This window comes from Streptomyces flavidovirens DSM 40150 (assembly GCF_000429085.1).
Lineage (GTDB): Bacteria > Actinomycetota > Actinomycetes > Streptomycetales > Streptomycetaceae > Streptomyces > Streptomyces flavidovirens.
In genome coordinates this window covers 278313-295908 of record NZ_AUBE01000002.1, presented here as the reverse complement: position 1 = coordinate 295908, position 17596 = coordinate 278313, and the positions used below count along the sequence as shown (strand labels likewise).

Annotated in this window: 15 protein-coding genes, 1 tRNA gene and 1 pseudogene; 10 read left to right on the top strand and 7 right to left on the bottom strand. The window is 70.3% G+C overall.

All coding sequences use genetic code 11. The annotated features are described in order from the left end of the window. The first annotated feature begins 178 nt into the window (after positions 1 to 178). Positions 179 to 652, top strand: a complete 474-nt coding sequence (locus tag G412_RS0104055) for a hypothetical protein (protein WP_028810944.1) — start codon at positions 179 to 181, stop codon at positions 650 to 652. Positions 653 to 712: 60 nt separating this feature from the next. Here G412_RS0104055 and G412_RS0104050 read toward each other — a convergent pair whose 3' ends face one another. Next, positions 713 to 1045 (bottom strand): hypothetical protein, encoded by a 333-nt coding sequence (locus G412_RS0104050; RefSeq protein WP_028810943.1) that lies wholly within the window; start codon positions 1043 to 1045, stop codon positions 713 to 715. Between the two features lie 113 nt (positions 1046 to 1158). After that, positions 1159 to 1231, bottom strand: a tRNA-Arg gene (locus tag G412_RS0104045). Positions 1232 to 1423: 192 nt separating this feature from the next. Here G412_RS0104045 and G412_RS33205 point away from each other — a divergent pair. After that, the gene (locus tag G412_RS33205) at positions 1424 to 3160 is read left to right on the top strand and encodes a class I adenylate-forming enzyme family protein (RefSeq protein WP_037647596.1); all 1737 of its coding nucleotides are present in this window, start codon (positions 1424 to 1426) and stop codon (positions 3158 to 3160) included. Here G412_RS33205 and G412_RS0104035 read toward each other — a convergent pair. Then, positions 3147 to 4457, bottom strand: coding sequence for a M6 family metalloprotease domain-containing protein (locus tag G412_RS0104035; RefSeq protein ID WP_028810942.1), 1311 nt, complete (start codon positions 4455 to 4457; stop codon positions 3147 to 3149). The two genes, G412_RS33205 and G412_RS0104035, sit on opposite strands and share 14 nt — an antisense overlap. Before the next feature lie 428 nt (positions 4458 to 4885). Between G412_RS0104035 and G412_RS33200 the strand changes: the two genes are divergently transcribed. Both G412_RS33200 and G412_RS0104020 read left to right on the top strand, forming a co-directional pair. Beyond that, positions 4886 to 5479: a TetR/AcrR family transcriptional regulator gene (locus tag G412_RS33200; RefSeq protein WP_051338150.1), complete on the top strand. Its 594-nt coding sequence runs from the start codon at positions 4886 to 4888 to the stop codon at positions 5477 to 5479. Positions 5480 to 5555: 76 nt separating this feature from the next. Next, positions 5556 to 7082, top strand: a complete 1527-nt coding sequence (locus tag G412_RS0104020; RefSeq protein WP_028810941.1) for an MFS transporter — start codon at positions 5556 to 5558, stop codon at positions 7080 to 7082. A gap of 90 nt (positions 7083 to 7172) precedes the next feature. On the opposite strand, the gene G412_RS0104015 is transcribed toward G412_RS0104020, so the two are convergent. Then, the gene (locus tag G412_RS0104015; protein ID WP_037647741.1) at positions 7173 to 7664 is read right to left on the bottom strand and encodes a MarR family winged helix-turn-helix transcriptional regulator; all 492 of its coding nucleotides are present in this window, start codon (positions 7662 to 7664) and stop codon (positions 7173 to 7175) included. A 64-nt stretch (positions 7665 to 7728) separates the two neighbouring features. On the opposite strand from G412_RS0104015, the pseudogene G412_RS33195 reads away from it, so the two are divergent. Then, positions 7729 to 8084, top strand: a pseudogene (locus tag G412_RS33195) (dioxygenase family protein); the annotation flags it as partial. A 32-nt stretch (positions 8085 to 8116) separates the two neighbouring features. Here G412_RS33195 and G412_RS0104005 read toward each other — a convergent pair. Further along, positions 8117 to 8647, bottom strand: a complete 531-nt coding sequence (locus G412_RS0104005; protein WP_028810938.1) for a GNAT family N-acetyltransferase — start codon at positions 8645 to 8647, stop codon at positions 8117 to 8119. A 164-nt stretch (positions 8648 to 8811) separates the two neighbouring features. Here G412_RS0104005 and G412_RS0104000 point away from each other — a divergent pair, with 164 nt between their 5' ends. After that, positions 8812 to 9834, top strand: coding sequence for a sigma-70 family RNA polymerase sigma factor (locus tag G412_RS0104000; protein ID WP_028810937.1), 1023 nt, complete (start codon positions 8812 to 8814; stop codon positions 9832 to 9834). A gap of 198 nt (positions 9835 to 10032) precedes the next feature. Here G412_RS0104000 and G412_RS0103995 read toward each other — a convergent pair whose 3' ends face one another. Continuing rightward, positions 10033 to 11013, bottom strand: coding sequence for a helix-turn-helix transcriptional regulator (locus G412_RS0103995; RefSeq protein ID WP_028810936.1), 981 nt, complete (start codon positions 11011 to 11013; stop codon positions 10033 to 10035). 62 nt (positions 11014 to 11075) lie between these two features. Here G412_RS0103995 and G412_RS0103990 point away from each other — a divergent pair, with 62 nt between their 5' ends. From G412_RS0103990 to G412_RS0103975, 4 genes are all read left to right on the top strand, one after another. After that, the gene (locus G412_RS0103990) at positions 11076 to 12572 is read left to right on the top strand and encodes an MFS transporter (RefSeq protein WP_028810935.1); all 1497 of its coding nucleotides are present in this window, start codon (positions 11076 to 11078) and stop codon (positions 12570 to 12572) included. Positions 12573 to 12755: 183 nt separating this feature from the next. After that, a complete protein-coding gene (locus G412_RS0103985) occupies positions 12756 to 13517 on the top strand; it encodes a DeoR/GlpR family DNA-binding transcription regulator (protein WP_028810934.1) in 762 nt (253 codons plus the stop codon). A 7-nt stretch (positions 13518 to 13524) separates the two neighbouring features. Continuing rightward, positions 13525 to 14511, top strand: coding sequence for a 1-phosphofructokinase (gene pfkB / locus G412_RS33190; protein WP_051338115.1), 987 nt, complete (start codon positions 13525 to 13527; stop codon positions 14509 to 14511). Then, positions 14508 to 16619 carry a fructose-specific PTS transporter subunit EIIC gene (locus tag G412_RS0103975; RefSeq protein WP_028810933.1) on the top strand — a complete coding sequence of 704 codons (2112 nt, stop codon included), beginning with the start codon at positions 14508 to 14510 and terminating at the stop codon, positions 16617 to 16619. Before pfkB ends, G412_RS0103975 begins: the two co-directional genes overlap by 4 nt. A 71-nt stretch (positions 16620 to 16690) precedes the next feature. On the opposite strand, the gene G412_RS0103970 is transcribed toward G412_RS0103975, so the two are convergent. Next, positions 16691 to 17470: a DUF6227 family protein gene (locus G412_RS0103970; protein WP_028810932.1), complete on the bottom strand. Its 780-nt coding sequence runs from the start codon at positions 17468 to 17470 to the stop codon at positions 16691 to 16693. Between the last annotated feature and the right edge of the window lie 126 nt (positions 17471 to 17596).

Genomic DNA, 17596 nt, shown 5'->3' with positions numbered 1-17596 from the left:
CTGGCCCGGTCGCAGCTACCTCCTAAGAAGCCGACCCAACAGGATCCCGACCCATCAGACACGCCCTAGGTCGCGCACCAGCCACGGCGAGGACGACATCGCCCTGCTCATGGCCCGCGTCCAGGGCCTAGCAGGATCCCGTGCGCGACCATTGGCTCGTCGGGACAGTGGAGGGTGCATGGACATCGCCAGATGGGCGTCTCTTGGAGCGGTCGGGGTCGGGTTCGTAGCATTCATCGGCTCGCTCCGAAGCACCGTGAAGGCCCGCGTCAAGCAGATCGAAGACGACTACATCGGCCGTTACTGGCACCTTCTCGATCTGCTTCCCGCGGAAGCCTTGGTCAACCAGCGTCCGCGAAGAACATCTGACGAAGCCCGCCGCGTGGCTCGCCTCTATCTGCGCCTTTGTGAAGACGAGATGACCCTCCGGGCGATTGGGTGGGTCAGCCGCGACACCTGGAGCGAATGGCGGGGCGGGATCCGTGCTCAACTTCACCGGTGGCCAGTCGCAGACGAGTGGCAGCGCATGAGCACCGGGGACCTGGCCCAGGCAACCCGTGACCAGTTTGAACGCCTTAGGCGACTGGACAGCAATCCAGGCTATGACCCTTGCGAGCGGATTTGGGTCATCCGCAAGTGGCGTGGCCTGTGAGGCAGCGATGCTGATCGATCTCGGCCAGCACGATGGCGGAGTGAGACAGGGCGGCCAGGCTCACCGATGCTCCCGCCAAGCCTGGTCCATCGCTTCGGCCGCAGCCTTCTCTGCAAGCTGCTCGATCTCCTCGGGCACCTCCCGCTCGTCGAGCACGAAGAGTCGACCGCCCACGAGCGTCGTTGTGGGCTGCCAGCCGAGACGGCGGCCCGCCTCTCGGGCTGCACGCCGGACGTCTTTCAGCTCGCCCATCTCCGCGAGGTGGTCGGCGCCCAGGATCAGTTGTCCGTAATAGCCCTGGTACTGCGGCTTGAGGCCAGCCCTCATCAGCGACTCCAGGCGGTCGACGAGGTTTTGGTGCCGGCGCCGGGCCAGCTCGTCCTTCGCGGGCATCGTCTGCTGCTCCCCACCCTCCGCGCGCACCCATGTGTGCCATATATGTGCTGCGAGACCGGAGGCCCTGCCGCCCACTCGGACGACAGGGCCTCTGACCTGGTGTTTCTCGGTGCCCCCGGCAGGATTCGAACCTGCGACACCCGCTTTAGGAGAGCGGTGCTCTATCCCCTGAGCTACGGAGGCGTGGCCCGGTGGTGTGGGCCGAGGGTTAGCGTACCGGGTCGGGGGGCCGGTGTGGGAATGGGTTCTGCGGTGTGGTGGCGGTGGGGTCGTGGTGGGGGGCGGGAGAAAGGTGGGCCATGCATCGACCTTGACCGGGGGTGGGGGCGGGCGTAGCGTCCAGGGGGCTGAGCAAGCGCTTGGAGAGGTTCTTTCGTGCCGAACAGTGATCCGTTGCGCGCCGCCGAAGCCGCGCTGACCGCCCCCGGGGCGCCCTTCGAAGTCGTGCGTGCGGAGGACGGGAGTCCGCTGTATGCCGGTGGGCCGCGGACGCTGCGGGAGTTTGTCGAGGCGGTCTGGGCGTACGGGGATCAGGCTTTTCTCGTGGCGGAGAGCGGGACTTATACGTACGGCGAGTTCTTTGCCGCTGCTTCAGCTTTGGCCCGGCGGTTTGTCGAGGAGTACGGGCTTGCTCCCGGAGATCGCGCCGTTATCGCCATGCGTAATCACCCTGAGTGGCAAGTCGCCTTCTGGGGCGCCCAGTTGGCCGGGCTCGTCGCCGTGCCGCTGAATGCCTGGTGGACCGAGGCGGAGTTCGCGTACGCCCTCGACGACTGTACGCCGCGCGTCGTACTTGTTGACGGGGAGCGGTTGGCGAGGGTTGAGGCGTGGCTCGCGGGAAGGTGGGGTGCGCAGCGGGACGGGCAGGAGGGGCGCCCGGAGCGGCCGCGGGTTGTTGTGTTTCATGGGGGCGGCGGGAAGTGGGGTGAGGCGTACGAAGGGATTCGGGCGGCTGATCCGCTGCTCGGGCCGCCCGATGTCGACGTACGGGCCGAGGACGACGCCACGATCATCTACACGTCGGGCACCACCGGGCGGCCCAAGGGCGCCGTCGCCACCCACCTCGCCCAGGCCGGCGCCGCCACCCACCCCCGGTTCCACGCCGCGCTCTCCGCGCTCGGGCGCGGGCAGGTTCCGGGGCAGGGTTCAGCCCCCGTATCGCTCATGACGTTCCCCTTCTTCCATGTCGCCGCTTTCACCGCCCTGTACTCCGTCATGGCGGCCGGCGGCACCCTCGTCCTCATGCGCAAGTGGGACGCCGCGCAGGCGCTCGCGCTGATCCGCGAGCACAAGGTCACGCACTACGCCGGTGTCCCGGCCACCGCCCTCCAGTTGCTCGACGCCGCCGAAGCGGCCGGGGACGAACTGGCGAGCCTCACCATGCTCAACACCGGCGGGGCCGCCGCGCCCGCCGAGCTCGTAGGGCGGCTCACCGCCCGGTACGGCGAGCGCATCGAGCCGCGCAACGGCTACGGGCTCACCGAGACCAGCGGTGGAGTCCTGGCCAACTTCGGGGCGGCGTACCGCGCGTGTCCCGGCAGTGTCGGCCGGCCTGCACCGGGCGTGGAAGTGCGCATCGCCGGCCCGCAGGGGCAGCCGCTCCCCGAGGGCGAGGGCGAGGGCGAGGGCGAGGTCGGTGAGCTGTGGCTGCGCGGGCAGTCGCTCATCAGGGGGTACTGGAACGACCCCGACGCGACCTCGCAGGCATTCGCCGACGGCGGCTGGTTCAGGACCGGGGATCTCGCGACCGTGCGCGACGGCCGCGTCAGCATCGTCGACCGCATCAAGGACATGGTCATCCGCGGCGGCGAGAACGTGTACTGCGTCGAAGTGGAGAGCGTGCTGCACGACCATCCGGACGTGCTCGACGCCGCCGTGCTCGGCGTCCCGCACCCCGTCCTCGGGGAGGAAGTCGCCGCCGTCGTGCAGTTGCGGCCGGGCGCCACGGCCGGCGCGGACGAGCTGCGCGCACACGTCGGCAAGCACCTCGCCGCGTTCAAGGTGCCCGCCCATCTGCTCGTACGGGACGAACCGCTGCCCCGCAACGCCACCGGGAAAGTTCTCAAGAGGGAGCTGCGCACCACCGCGGGCCTCCTCGTCAGCGGCGGGTGACGCGCACCCGGAAGTTGCCGCGCGCGTCCTCGTCGGTCACCGAGATCCGCACCCCGTACTGCCGGTCCTTGAACGTCTCGCCCTCCCCGAACGGCGCGTCCGACAGCTCCGCGTGCACATTGGGCCGCCGCGTGCAGCCTCCGCTGTCGCGCTCGCTGTCGGCGACGGTCACCGGGCCGTTGCCCGTGTCGACGTCGGCGTCGACCCGGTAGATCAGGACGCCCGCCTTGCAGACGGCCTCGTCGTTGCCCGCCCGGGTGCGTACCTCCACCGCGTATCCCGTCTTCTCGGTCAGGGGTACGAACACCAGCTTCGCTCTGCCGTCGCCCCCGCCGCGCGCGGCGAGCGGCGCCAGGACGTGCTCGCTGGTGCCGGGCGCGGACGCGCAGCGGATCTGTTCGCTGTCGAGCCACCCCAGCTTCCACTTGTGCCAGCCCAGCAGGTCGTTGTTGGCGCCCCAGTCCTCGGACATGATGTCCCAGTGCCCGACCGCGCCCCCGCCGTCCACGGTGTAGAGGTCCGGCAGCCCGAAGACGTGGCCGTTCTCGTGCGGCAGCACCCGGTAGCCGGTCTCGCCGTACGAGCCGGAACCGTCGTCCTGGCGGCTGTAGACGAACGACGTGTTGGCGAGCGGGACACCGTCGGCGCGCGGCGCGTCGTCGTTGCCGGAGAAGGTGACGGACAGGACGGTGTCCAGGGCCGAGGGGCCGGCGTTGGGCGTCACCAGGACGTTGACCAGGTCGTACGCGCGGTAGTTCACCCGGTCGTCGGTCTTCGCGATGATGTCCTCGACGAGACTGCGGTAGCCGGGTTCGTACGGTGAGCCGCGGTCTATCCCGTACGCCGCGAAGGGCATCGGCATCCGCACCCAGTCGGTGAACGGCGTGACGGGCCGGTAGCGCAGCCGCCCGTACGAGCTGGTCGCGAACCACTTCGTCGTCTGCGGGAAGAACTCCTCGAACCGGTCGCGCGCCGGGCTCTTCCCCGGCGCGTCGGAGAAATCGATCATGAGGGTGAGGGCGCGTACGTCGCCCGTGGAGCGGGCGAATCCGGGCGGCGTCGGCAGTCCTTCCGACATCTGTACGCCCATGGTGCCCGAGATTTTGCACGGCTTGAGGGCGGCTTCGTCGGCCACCGACACCGCCTGGTCGGCGGCGGCCACCGGGCCGGCCGACGCCTTCGACCCGTCCGCCAGCGGGGAGTCCGCGGAGGTCAGGGAGGTGAAAGCGAGGCCGGTGAGGGCGGCCACGCTGACTATGTGGCGGGGCTTGCGTATCCGGGGGCGGGTCTGCTGCATAGATTCGCCTTCGGGTCCGCGGCAGCCGGCCGTCCCTGACTGCTCTCGTTCGATCACCCTGTGCCGGGGGCCGTCCGGGCGCCCGCTGGGTGGCCCGATCGTGGGAATTTCCGGGCGCGGCAGTGATGTGGGTCACAAGTGCGACTTCGGGAAATAACCGGGGACGGTCTCCCCGTTTACGCCTGTGTTCGCCGAAGCGGGGACTCGGTCCCCGGTTCGGGTCGGTCCTCGATTACGTACGAGGATTACTTAGGGGAGGGAGCGCCGTGGTCACCGTCACCCGCACCGAAACCGCGCAGCGCACCGAAACCGCGCAGCGCACCGAAACCGCGCAGCGCACCGAAACCGCGCAGCGCACCGAAACCGCGCAGCGCACCGAAGCCGCGCAGCGCCCGACGACGCGGTCGGCGCGCCCGCGTGCCGACGCCGTGCGCAACCGGGAGCGGATCGTCGCGGCCGCGCGCGAGATGTTCGTGGAGTTCGGCCCCGAGGTGCCGCTCGACGAGATCGCCCGCCGCGCGGGCGTCGGCAACGCGACGCTGTACCGCCACTTCCCCGACCGCGACGAACTGATCCGCCACGTCGTCGTCTCCGTCATGTCCCGCACCACGGACCAGGCGGAAGCGGCGACCGCCGAAGAGGCCGACGCGTTCGACGCGCTGCGCCGCTTCGTCCACGCGGCCGCCGACGAACGTATCGGCGCGCTGTGCCCGATGCTCTCCGGCGGCTTCGACAAGGACCACCCCGAACTCCTCGCCGAGCGGGGGCGCCTCGAAGAGGCCGTCGACCGCCTCATGACGCGCGCCCGGCAGGCCGGGCGGCTCCGCGACGACGTGGCCGTCGGCGATCTGATGGTGGCCCTCTCCCAGCTCACCCGGCCGCTGCCGGGCAGCGCCTGCATGAACTTCGACCAGTTCGTACACCGCCACCTGCAACTTTTCCTCGACGGCCTGGAGGCGCCGGCCCGCTCCGTGCTCCCCGGCTCTCCCGCGACCTTGGAGGACCTGCGCCGCGAGTCGTGACGCTCTCCGGGCTCCCGCCCCGGCCCACACAATTACGTACCTTTTCGCCTCTTCGCACCCTTAGGTGGATACCTCCATGCCAAAAACGCCCGACACCGTCCTCCCTGACCCCAACCGCTGGAAAGCGCTGGTGTTCATCGCCCTCGCCCAGCTGATGGTCGTGCTCGACGCGACGATCGTGAACATCGCGCTGCCGTCGGCCCAGCAGGACCTGGGAATCTCGGACGCCAACCGCCAGTGGGTCATCACGGCGTACGCCCTGGCCTTCGGCGGCCTGCTGCTCTTCGGCGGGCGCATCGCCGACCTGTGGGGCCGCAAGCGCACCTTCGTCGTCGGCCTGCTCGGCTTCGCCGCCGCCTCCGCGCTCGGCGGCGCCGCCACCAACGAGGCGCTGATGCTGGGCTCGCGCGCCCTCCAGGGCGCCTTCGGCGCGCTGCTCGCCCCGGCAGCGCTCTCGCTGCTCGCGGTGACGTTCACCGACGTACGGGAGCGGGCCAAGGCGTTCGGCATCTTCGGCGCGATAGCGGGTGGCGGTGGCGCGGTCGGCCTGATCCTGGGCGGCTTCCTCACCGAGTACCTGAACTGGCGCTGGACCTTCTTCGTCAACATCCCCTTCGCGATCGTCGCCGCCGCGGGCGCGTACTTCGTGATCCGCGAGCCCGCCGGCGGCCGCAACCGCTCGCCGCTCGACATTCCGGGCGTCGTGCTCTCCACGCTGGGTCTGGTCGCGCTGGTGTACGGCTTCACGCGCGCCGAGTCGGACGGCTGGGCGGCGGGTGCGACGATCGGCCTGTTCATCGCCTCGGCCGTGCTGCTCGCCGCCTTCGTGGTCGTCGAGTCGAAGGTCAAGTCGCCGCTGCTGCCGCTGCGCGTGCTGATGGAGCGCAACCGCGGCGGTGTCTACGCCTCGCTCGGCCTCGCCGTCATCGCGATGTTCGGCCTCTTCCTCTTCCTGACCTACTACCTCCAGATCGTGAAGGGCTACTCGCCCGTCATGACCGGCTTCGCCTTCCTGCCGATGATCGCGGGCATGATCACGGGCTCGACCCAGATCGGCGCCCGCCTCATGACGCGGGTCCCGCCGCGCCTGCTGATGGGCCCCGGCTTCCTCGTCGCGGCGCTCGGCATGCTGCTGCTGACGCAGCTGGAGATCGGTTCGTCGTACGCCGGACTGATCCTGCCCGCGCAGCTGCTGCTGGGTCTGGGCATGGGTACGGCGTTCATGCCGGCCATGTCGCTGGCGACGCACGGCATCGAGCCGCGTGACGCGGGCGTGGCCTCGGCCATGGTCAACACCTCGCAGCAGGTGGGCGGCGCGATCGGTACGGCGCTGCTGAACACCATCGCCGCCAGCGCCACCACGGCGTACATCGCCTCGCACGCCGCCGGTGCCACCAACGAGCAGCTGCTCCAGGCGCAGGCGATGGTGCACGGCTACGCGAGCGCCATCTGGTGGGCGGTCGGCATCCTGGTCGTCTCCGCGACGATCGCGCTGACGCTGATCAACACCGGCCGTCCGGGTACGACGACGATCGCCGGCGGGGGTGCGGACGCGGACGCGGGCGCCGAGGGCGAGGTGAAGATCCCCGTCATCGCGCACTGACCTTGGGGTACGGGTGACCTTTGGGTGCAGGTGACCTTCGGGCACAGGTGACCTTCGCGTACAGAACAGCCGGCCTGCCCTGGCGCCGCCTCAGCGGAGCCAGGGCAGGTCCGCTTCCGTGTCCTTCGGCTGGAGTCCTTCGGCCATGACCTGCATGATCTCGCCGAGCTGCCGCACCTGTTCGGGCGTGAGCCGGTCGAACATCGCCTGGCGGACCGTGGCGACATGGCCGGGCGCGGTCTGCTTCAGGACCGCGTACCCCTCGTCCGTCAGTACGGCGTTCTGCCCGCGCCGGTCGGACGGGCAGTCCTCGCGGCGCACCCAGCCGTTGCGCTCCAGGCGGGCGACGGCGTGCGAGAGCCGGGAGCGGGTGATCTTCGCGATGCGGGCGAGCTCGGTCATCCTCAGCCGCCGCTGCGGCGCCTGGGAGAGCTGTACGAGCAGGCCGTAGTAGACGTGCGGCATGCCCGCGTCGCGCTGGAGCTGGCGGTCGAGGTGGTCCTCCAGAAGCGTGGTTGCCTGGAGGTAGGCGCGCCACGTGCGCTGTTCCTGTTCGCTGAGCCAGCGGGGTGCCGTCGTCATGCTCACCACTCTACGACCCGCTTCTTGAAACTTAAACTAGATGCGGTTGGCGTCATATACGAGCAGAGCTTGCTGCGCGGCGCCCGGCGCGCCCGTCCAGGACTTCCCGGACCGCGGGCTCGACCACGGGGCGTACGTGCCGCTCGTCGAGATCTACCGGCGGCCGACATCCCCGTACTCCAGATTTCCATGCCCACCCTCGACCCGCGGCGGCTGATGGGCATCGGGCGCAAGCTCGCGCCCCTGCGGGACGAAGGTGTACTGATCGTCGGCAGCGGCTTCTTCTCCCACCCGCGCACCGAGCACTTCGCGCCGCTGTTCGTGACGATGGGCGCGGCGGAGGGCGAGCTGGGGACTCAGCGCAAGGTGATCGACGGCTTCTGGATGGGACTGGCGAAGCGGTCGGTGCAGTTCGGCTGAGGCCGAGGCCGGGCCGAAGCCGAGTCCGACGCTCAGTCCGCGGTTCCCAGCTCCTTCTCGTACCAGGCCACGTCCCAGTAGCGGCCGAACTTCCGGCCGACCTCCCGGTACGTACCGACATGGTGGAAGCCGAAGCGGGTATGCAGACGGTCGGAGGCTTCGTTGGGCCGGGCGATGCCGGCGTACGCCCTGTGTACGTCCTCGCCCTCCAGGGCCTCGAAGAGGGCCTTGTAAAGGAGTGTGCCGATGCCAAGACCCCCGGCGTCGGGCGCGCAGTACACGCTGACCTCCACCGAGGTGGCGTAGGCCGCCTTCGCGCGGAACGGGCTGCTCGTCGCATAACCCAGAATGCGGCCGGAACGGACATCGCGAGCAACCAGAAGGCGGTGCGGGCCGTCTTCAGGGTGAGAGCGCAGCCACGGGCGGCGCTGCTCGGGCGTGAAAACGGCGGTATCGAATGTGATCGCCGTCTCACGGACGTAGTGGTTGTAGAGGTCCGTGAGGGCGCCGAGGTCGGGCTCGGCGCCCGGTGTGACCTGCACCTCTGTGTACGGCTGCGGCATGCGTCCCCCATCGGCGGTCCGACAGGGTACTGCAAGATCACGAAATTGAATGCACTCCATGGGAATTCTGTCCGGATTCCGGTCGTTGTTTCCATCGGAGGCAGGGCACCCGTAGGGAGTCCGGCAGCCAACCAACCGCGACCTACTTACGCAAGGGAGCACGCATGGCAACCCGTGCCGTCGCCCGTCGTCAGACCGCCACCGGCGGATCCGGCGGGGTACGCAGCGTTCGCGCCGCAGGCGGGGAGATAGCCGACCGTGACCTGGTCGGCATGTACCTCGACGAAATCGCACGGACGCCGCTGCTCGACGCCGCCAAGGAAGTCGACCTCTCACAGACGATCGAGGCGGGTGTGTACGCCCAGCAGATCCTCGACAAGGAAGTGACATCAGCCGTCGCCTCGCCGGGGGAGAACGGGGCGGACGGAGCTTCCCGCGAGGAGCTCGAAGCGCTGGTCGCCCAGGGTGAGCGCGCCAAGGACCTCTTCATCCGCTCCAACCTCCGCCTTGTCGTCGCTGTCGCGCGCCGCTATCCGCGCAGTGGCCTGCCCCTGCTCGACCTGATCCAGGAGGGGAACGCGGGCCTGGTGCGCGCGGTCGAGAAGTTCGACTACACCAAGGGCTTCAAGTTCTCGACGTACGCGACCTGGTGGATCCGGCAGGCCATCACCCGGTCCATAGCCGACCAGTCCCGCACCATCCGGCTCCCCGTCCACCTCGTGGAGGAACTGGGCCGCATCCGGCGCGTGCAGCGCGAGTTCAACCGCATGCACGGGCGTGATCCCGAGCACGAGGAGATCGCGGCCGAGCTGGAAGCCAAGCCGCAGCGCATCAGCGACGTCCTGGACTGGGCGCGTGACCCCGTCTCGCTCAACATGCCGGTCGACGACGCCGGCGAGACGCAGTTCGGAGACCTGCTGGAGGACACCTCGGCGGTCTCGCCCGAGCAGTCGGTGCTCTCGCTGCTGCGCAGCGAGGAACTGGAAAACCTCATAGGTCACCTCGACGAGCGCACGGCCTCGATCATCCGCATGAGGTACGGCATCGAGGACGGCCGCGAGCGGACGCTGACCGAGGTCGGCAAGCAGCACGGCCTGACGCGCGAGCGGATCCGGCAGATAGAGAAGCACGCTCTGCTGGAGCTGAAGCGCCTGGCCCACGACACGGGCTTCGAATCGGCGGCGTAAGCGCTCCGGGCGAGCGCGTTACGTGCCCTTCCCGGGCCGAGCCCCGGCGCACTCCCCCCGGCGCCGGGGCTCCCGGCTGCGCGGGGGCAGGCGGCGCAGGCGGCCGCCGCGCCCCGCGCCCCAGCCGTGCATTCGCCGAGCCGTGCGCCGTAATCACTCCCCGCCGTAATCACTCGCCGCTGCTCTTGCTCCCGGCTGCTACGGCTCCCGGCCGGCGGTCGCGCGGCTGATCCGGCCGCCGAGCTCGGCCAGGAAGCCGACGAGCTCCGGCGGCCCCGACACCGTGAACTCGCAGTCCACCAGGGCGAGCCGGACGCCCAGCCACTCCATCGAGTCGGTGGAGGTGACATCGATCCGGCAGCGGCTGCTGTCGCCCTCCACCGGCTCCGGCGTCCCGAGCGAGCCCGGCAGCCGGGCCGCGACGAACTCGGCGGGCGCGTCGAACGTCGCCACCACCCGGTACTGCGACTGGAAGCGGTTGAGGGACTGCCGGATGAACTCGGCGGCGTTCCCGCTCGGCAGCCCGCGGGGCGTGAAGCGTGCCCCCGTGGCGAACGGCTCGCTGACCCGGTCTACGCGGAACGTACGCCAGCCGTCCCGGTCCACGTCGTACGCGACGAGATACCAGCGCCGCCCCGTGCTGACCAGCCGGTGCGGCTCGACCAGACGCTTGCTCCCGGTCCCGTCCCCCGAGCGGTAACCGAACCGCAGCCGTTCCTGCCCGGTGGCCGCACCCGCCATCACGGTGAGAGTGTGCGGGTCGATGGTCGCGCCGTCGCCGCTGGTCAGCGGGATGGTGGCGGCCTGGAGCGTCGACACCTGCCGGCGCAGCCTGGACGGCAGCACCTGCTCCAGCTTCGCCAGCGCCCGTACGGACGCCTCCTCGATCCCCTCGACGGCGTGCCCGGCCCCCGCCCGCAGCCCCACGGCGATGGCGACGGCCTCCTCGTCGTCGAGCACCAGCGGCGGCATGGCCTTGCCCGCGACGAGCCGATAGCCGCCGTCCGCGCCCATCGTCGCCTGCACGGGATAACCGAGCTCGCGCAGCCGGTCGATGTCGCGCCGCACGGTCCGGCGGCTGACGCGCAGCCGCTCGGAGAGCTCACTGCCCGGCCATTCGCGGGGCGCCTGGAGGAGCGAGAGCAGTTGCAGCAGCCGGGCCGGGGTGTCGGTTGTCATGTTTCAAGGATGGCGCGCAAGTGGGACACGATCCGTCCTACATGAGCCCTAGTCTCGCTCGTATGACTTCAACAGCCCCGCCCGATCGCCGCCGCTGGTTCGCGCTCGCCATCGTGATGACCGCCGCCTTCATGGACCTCGTCGACGTGACGATCGTCAACATAGCGATCCCCAGCATCCGGCAGGACCTGGGCGCCACCTTCGGCGCGATCCAGTGGATCACCGCGGGATACGCCCTGGCCTTCGCCGCCGGGCTGATCACGGGCGGCAGGCTCGGTGACATCTACGGCCGCAAGCGACTCTTCCTGATCGGCATAGGCGGCTTCACGCTCGCCTCCGCGCTCTGCGGATTCGCCGGCAGCGCGGACATCCTCGTCGCCTCCCGCATCCTCCAGGGCGCCATGGCGGCCCTGATGGTGCCGCAGGTCCTGTCGATCGTCCACGCCACCTTCCCCGCGCACGAGCGCGGCAAGGTCTTCGGCCTCTTCGGCGCGATCGTCGGCCTCGGCGCCGTGTCGGGCCCGATGCTGGGCGCGCTGCTCACCGAGTGGAACCTGTTCGGCCTGGAATGGCGGCCGATCTTCCTGATCAATCTGCCCGTCGGTATCGCGGGCCTGATCCTGGGCATCCGCTTCATCAGCGAGTCCAAGGCCCCCAAGGCGCTGCGCCTCGACCTCGTCGGCGTAGCACTCGCGACGCTCGGCCTGCTCATGCTGATCTACCCGCTCATCCGCGGCGAGGAGCTGGACTGGCCGCTGTGGGGCCACCTCTCCATGATCGGCAGCCTGGCGGTCTTCGCGGTCTTCATCGCGTACGAGCGCTACAAGACCCGCAAGGACGGCTCGCCCCTCGTCGAGCTCTCCCTCTTCAAGGTGAAGAGCTTCGCGGCGGGCATCGCGGTGCAGCTCACCTTCGGTGTGGCGCTCGGCATCTTCTTCCTGGTCTGGACGCTCTACATGCAGGTCGGTCTGGGCTGGAGCGCGCTGCACGCCGGCACGACGGGCATCCCGTTCTCCATCGCGGTGTCGCTGGCGGCAGGCATCTCCGTACAGAAACTCGTCCCGCGCTTCGGCCGGAAGGTCCTGCAAGCGGGCGCGCTGACGCTGGCGGCCGGACTGCTGCTCTACATCTGGGAGGCCGACCGGTACGGCATGGCCATCCACTCCTGGCAGATGGCGCTGCCACTCGTGGTGATGGGGCTGGGCATGGGCCTGATCGTGGCGCCGCTGACGGACGCGGTGCTGTCCGAAGTGCCGCGCGAGCACGCGGGTTCGGCGTCCGGCCTGATCAACACGATGGGGCAGATGGGCAACGCGCTGGGCCTGGGCCTGGTGTCGGTGGTCTTCTTGGGCGTCATCGACGACGGCCTGGCGCTGACCGCGGTGGGCATGGCCTTCGTCGACGCGTTCCAGAACGCGCTGTGGTGGACGGTGGCGGTGCTGGTAGCCATCTTCTGCCTGATGTTTGCGCTGCCGGCCAGGCCGCGGGTGGGGGCCGAGGGCGACGCCGTCGCCGACCTGGACACCTCACCGGCCAAGGAGCCGGTGCTCACACCCTGACGTGTACGCCGTGTAAGCCGTGTACGCCGCCCGACGGCGCCCGTGTCTCACCGACACGGGCGCCGTCGGCGTTTGAGCCCGAACATGTCCGATTGCTTGCCCGAATCTGTTTACATGGCCGAAAACTGGTCGTAGTCTCCCAGTGAAACCACAGGTTCGGGCAGCGAACGGATGTAATCCCACATGTACGCACCGGAGCGCCAGCAAGAGATCCTCCGCCTGGCACGCGAGAGCGGACGAGTGGACGTGCTCTCCCTGGCCGACACCTTCCGGGTCACCGCCGAGACCGTCCGCCGCGACCTCAAGGCCCTGGACCGCGCGGGCCTCCTCCGCCGCGTACACGGCGGAGCGATCCCCGCCGGCCGCCTGGACTTCGAGCCGGACCTGGCCGAGCGCGAGTCGACCGCCGCCGACGAGAAGGACCGCATCGCACGGGCCGCCCTCGCCGAGCTGCCGGACGCCGGCAGCGTCATCCTCGACGCCGGCTCGACGGTCGCCCGCCTGGCAGCCGACGTACCGCTGGAGTGCGGACTCACCGTCGTCACCCACGCGCTGCCCGTCGCCGCCCGCCTCGCCGACCACCCCGGCATCGACCTGCACCTGGTCGGGGGCAGGGTCCGCCACCGCACGCGCGCCGCCGTGGACGCATGGGCACTGCGCGCGTACTCCGAGATCCGCGCCGACGTCGTGTTCCTCGCCACCAACGGCTTCTCGCCCGACAGCGGCCTCACCACCCCCGATCTCGCCGAGGCGGCCGTGAAGCGCGCGCTCGTCGCGGCCGCCCGCCGGGTGGTGCTGCTGGCCGACTCCGCCAAGCACGGGCAGGAGCATTTCGCCCGCTTCGGTGACCTCACCGACGTAGACCTGCTCATCACCGACACCGGTCTGAGCCCCGAAGACGCCGCCGCCATCAAGGCAGCCGGCACCGAAGTGCAGTGTGTTTAGGAACGACATGATCCTCACCATCACCCCCAACCCCAGCCTGGACCGGACGTACGAAGTCCCGGCCCTGGAACGCGGCGAAGTGCTGCGCGCCACCGCCGACCGGATGGACCCCGGCGGCAAGGGCGTCAACGTCTCGCGCGCGGTAGCGGCGGCCGGCCACCGCACCATCGCCGTCATGCCGCTGGGAGGGGCGCCGGGAGCACTGGTGGCCGAGCTCCTCAACGCTGACGGCATCGATGTCGCTCCGGTGCCCGTAGCCGGCCACACCCGCTCCAACATCTCCATCGTCGAGCCGGACGGCACCCTCACCAAGATCAACGCGCCGGGCCCCGAACTCTCCGCCGCCGAATCCGAGTCGCTCCTCACCACGGCACAGGACCAGTCGGCCGACGCCCGCTGGATCGCCTGCTGCGGCAGCCTCCCGCCCGGCCTCACCCCCGCGTGGTACGCCGAACTGGTGGCCCGCGCCCACCAGGCGGGCGCCCGTATCGCCCTGGACACCTCGGGCGCATCCCTCCTCGCGGCACTCCGTGAACGCCCCGACGTAGTGAAGCCCAACGCCGACGAACTCGCCGAGGCCGTGGGCCGCCCCCTGACCACCGTCGGCGACGCGCTGAAGGCGGCGCAGGAACTGCGGGACGCCGGAGCACGCACGGTGCTCGCCAGCCTGGGAGCCGACGGACAACTCCTCATCGGCAGCGAAGGTACGTACTACGCCACCGCTGAAGTCACCGTCATCCGCAGCAACGTAGGGGCGGGCGACGCTTCCCTGGCCGGCTTCCTGGCGGCGGGAGGCGAGGGCCCGGACGCCCTGGCCTCAGCGGTCGCGCACGGCGCGGCTGCCGTGCAGCTCCCCGGCAGCGTCATGCCGGCGCCCACCGATCTGGACCTGTCAGCAGTCACGGTGACCGCGGACATTCCACTGAGCCGCGCCCTGACGGAGCCGGCCCCCACACCTCGTCCCCCGCACTGCGAGCGAAGGAACCCGCGATGAGCCAGATGATCACCGCGGACCTGGTCGATCTCGACCTGTCCGCCCACACGAAGGAAGAGGCGGCGCGTTCGCTCGCCGAGCGCATGGTGGCGCTCGGCCGCGTGACCGACCTCGACGGTTTCCTCGCCGATGTCGCGGCGCGCGAGGCGCAGATGCCGACCGGCCTGGACGGCGGTATCGGCATCCCGCACTGCCGCAGCGAACACGTCACCGAGCCGACGCTCGCCTTCGGGCGCAGCGCACAGGGCGTCGACTTCGGCGCCCCGGACGGCCCGGCGGACCTGATCTTCCTCATCGCGGCCCCGGCGGGCGCGGACGACGCGCACCTGACGATCCTGTCGAGCCTGGCCCGCCACCTGATGGACGAGGACTTCACCGCCGCACTGCGCGGGGCCGGGGACCCCGCGTCGACAGCGGCCCTGATCCGCGGCGAGGACGCCCCCGCCGCGCAGACCGAGGTGCCGGGAGGGGACGCGGTGGGGCGCTCCCCGCAGGGTGTCGAACGCAACCACCGCGAACGAACCAACGCGCTGCCCGAACGTTCGGCACCCGAGGAGACGCCCCAACGCGGCCCCGCCCCAGAAGCCACGGCCTCCCCGGGCACCGCCCCCGAAGCCACCACTTCCCCGGGCACCGCCGCACCGTTCAGGATCGTCGCCGTAACGTCCTGCCCCACCGGCATCGCACACACCTACATGGCCGCGGAGGCACTCGAACGGGCCGGAAGCGATGACGGCGTCGAGCTGGCCGTCGAGACCCAGGGCTCCGCCGGCTTCATCCGCCTTGACCCCGCCGTGATCGCCGCCGCGGACGGCGTGATCTTCGCGCACGACGTCCCCGTACGCGACAAGCACCGCTTCGCGGGCAAGCCGACGGTCGACGTAGGCGTAAAGGCGGCCATCAACCGCCCGGCCGAGCTCATAGCCGAAGTACGCGCCAAGTCGGAGCGCGGCGAGGTCACTTCGGCAGCGAAGGGCTCCCCGGTCGACGAGACCGGAGAACCGGGCGAAGGGTACGGAACCAAGCTCCGCAAGTGGCTCATGTCCGGCGTCAGCTACATGGTCCCGTTCGTAGCAGCAGGCGGCCTGCTCATAGCCCTCGGCTTCGCCATCGGCGGCTACGAGATCAACAAGGCGCCCTCCGTCATTGAGCACTTCGCCTGGACAGACACCACAAGCTGGGCCGCCCTGATGTTCCAGATCGGCGGACTGGCCTTCGGCTTCCTGGTCCCGGTGCTTGCCGGTTACATCGCGTACGGAATGGCGGACAGGCCAGGACTGGTCCCCGGCTTCGTGGGCGGCGCGATCGCCGTGACCATCAACGCCGGCTTCCTCGGCGGCCTGGTCGCCGGTCTCATCGCGGGCGCGGTGGTGATGGCGATCCAGAGACTCAAGGTGCCCGCCCCTCTCCGCGGCATCATGCCGGTAGTGGCGATCCCTCTGATCTCGTCCATCGTCGTCGGCTTCCTGATGTTCCTGGTGGTCGGCGAGCCGATCGCGAAGCTCCAGAGCGCGCTCACCGACTGGCTGTCCAGCCTCTCCGGCGCCAACGCGATCATCCTCGGCGTCATCCTCGGCCTGATGATGTGCTTCGACCTCGGCGGGCCGCTCAACAAGGTGGCGTACGCCTTCGCGGTCGGCGGCCTCGCCAACCCCAACGAGGGCAGCCTCAAGGTCATGGCAGCCGTCATGGCCGCGGGCATGGTCCCGCCGCTGGCGATGGCGCTGGCCACCGTCGTGCGCGGCAAGCTCTTCACCAAGGCGGAGCGCGAGAACGGCAAGGCGGCCTGGGTACTGGGCGCTTCGTTCATCACCGAGGGCGCGATCCCGTTCGCCGCGGCCGACCCGCTGCGCGTGATCCCGGCGGCGATGGCGGGCGGCGCGGTCACGGGCGCGCTGTCGATGACCTTCGAGTGCACGCTGCGCGCCCCGCACGGCGGCATCTTCGTGGTGCCGCTGATCGGCAACCCGCTGCTCTACCTGATCGCCATCCTGGCCGGTACGGCGGTCAGCACAGCCCTCGTCGTACTCCTCAAGGGCCTGCGCAAAACACCGCAGCCGACCGACGCGACAGCGGCCACGCAGCCCAAGGTGGCGGTAGCCGCCTGACCCGCACCGCCTGACCCGCACAGCCTGACCCGTACCGCACGACAACGCCGCCCGGTCGGCGCCACCCCCGCTCACCGCACCTGCGCGCGAAGCTCCATCGCTTCGCGCGCGGCGCGCTCCGTCTCGTACACCTCGCACATGTGACGGCCGTCCGGCGTCGCCGTGTGCTCGACCTCCCAGAGGCTGACCTCGCTGCTGTCGCGCAGCAGGAACGCGTGCTCGTACAGCGTGAAGCCGGCGTCCCGGCCCTCCACGCTGCACTGGCGCCCGAAGGCCTGGGTGATCTGGTGGGCGACAGCGGTGCCCAGGCGCAGCGCCGCATCCGGCCCCGGCCGGTCGGCGTTCTCGGCGCGGCGGAGCACCCGGCGTGCGTGGTCGGCGGAGTTGTCCGGGATGAAGATGCGCGGCGCGGGGGACGGCCGCGTGGCCATGAGCGCGGCGAGGATCTCCAGGTCGGTGTCGAGCCCCGCGTCCTCGCCCTGCGGATCCCGCCCGTCCGCATCTGCACCGGACACACCGAACGCGTCGGCGGCGCCCTGGCGCGGCAGTCTGGACGCGGCCAGCCGGACATCGGCCGCCTCCGTGTACAGCTCGTGCTGCGTGGCGCCGTCGCGTCCCGCGTTGTGCGCCAGCTCCCACAGCGTGAGCGAGCTGCCGTCGGACAGCAGGAAAGCGTGCTTGAACGTCTCGCGGTGCAGCCCCGCACTGTGGTGCGAGGAATGCAGAGAAGTGCTGTGTGCCAGCGCCGATTCGAGCCGCTCCACCGTCGCGTCGGGCAGGTCGAACGAGTTGAGTGCGCGCCCCAGGAGTCGCTCGAGGTGCTCCTCGGTTGTCTCGTACGGATCGCTCAAGGGTTTCTCCAGGCCGTCGCCGCTTGTTACTTGCCGAGTGCTCAACGTAGCCCCTGGGTCTGACAACGTCGCCGGGGTTGAGCAAAACGAAGAGGGACCGGGCAAGGTTCCAGCACCCCCCGGCCA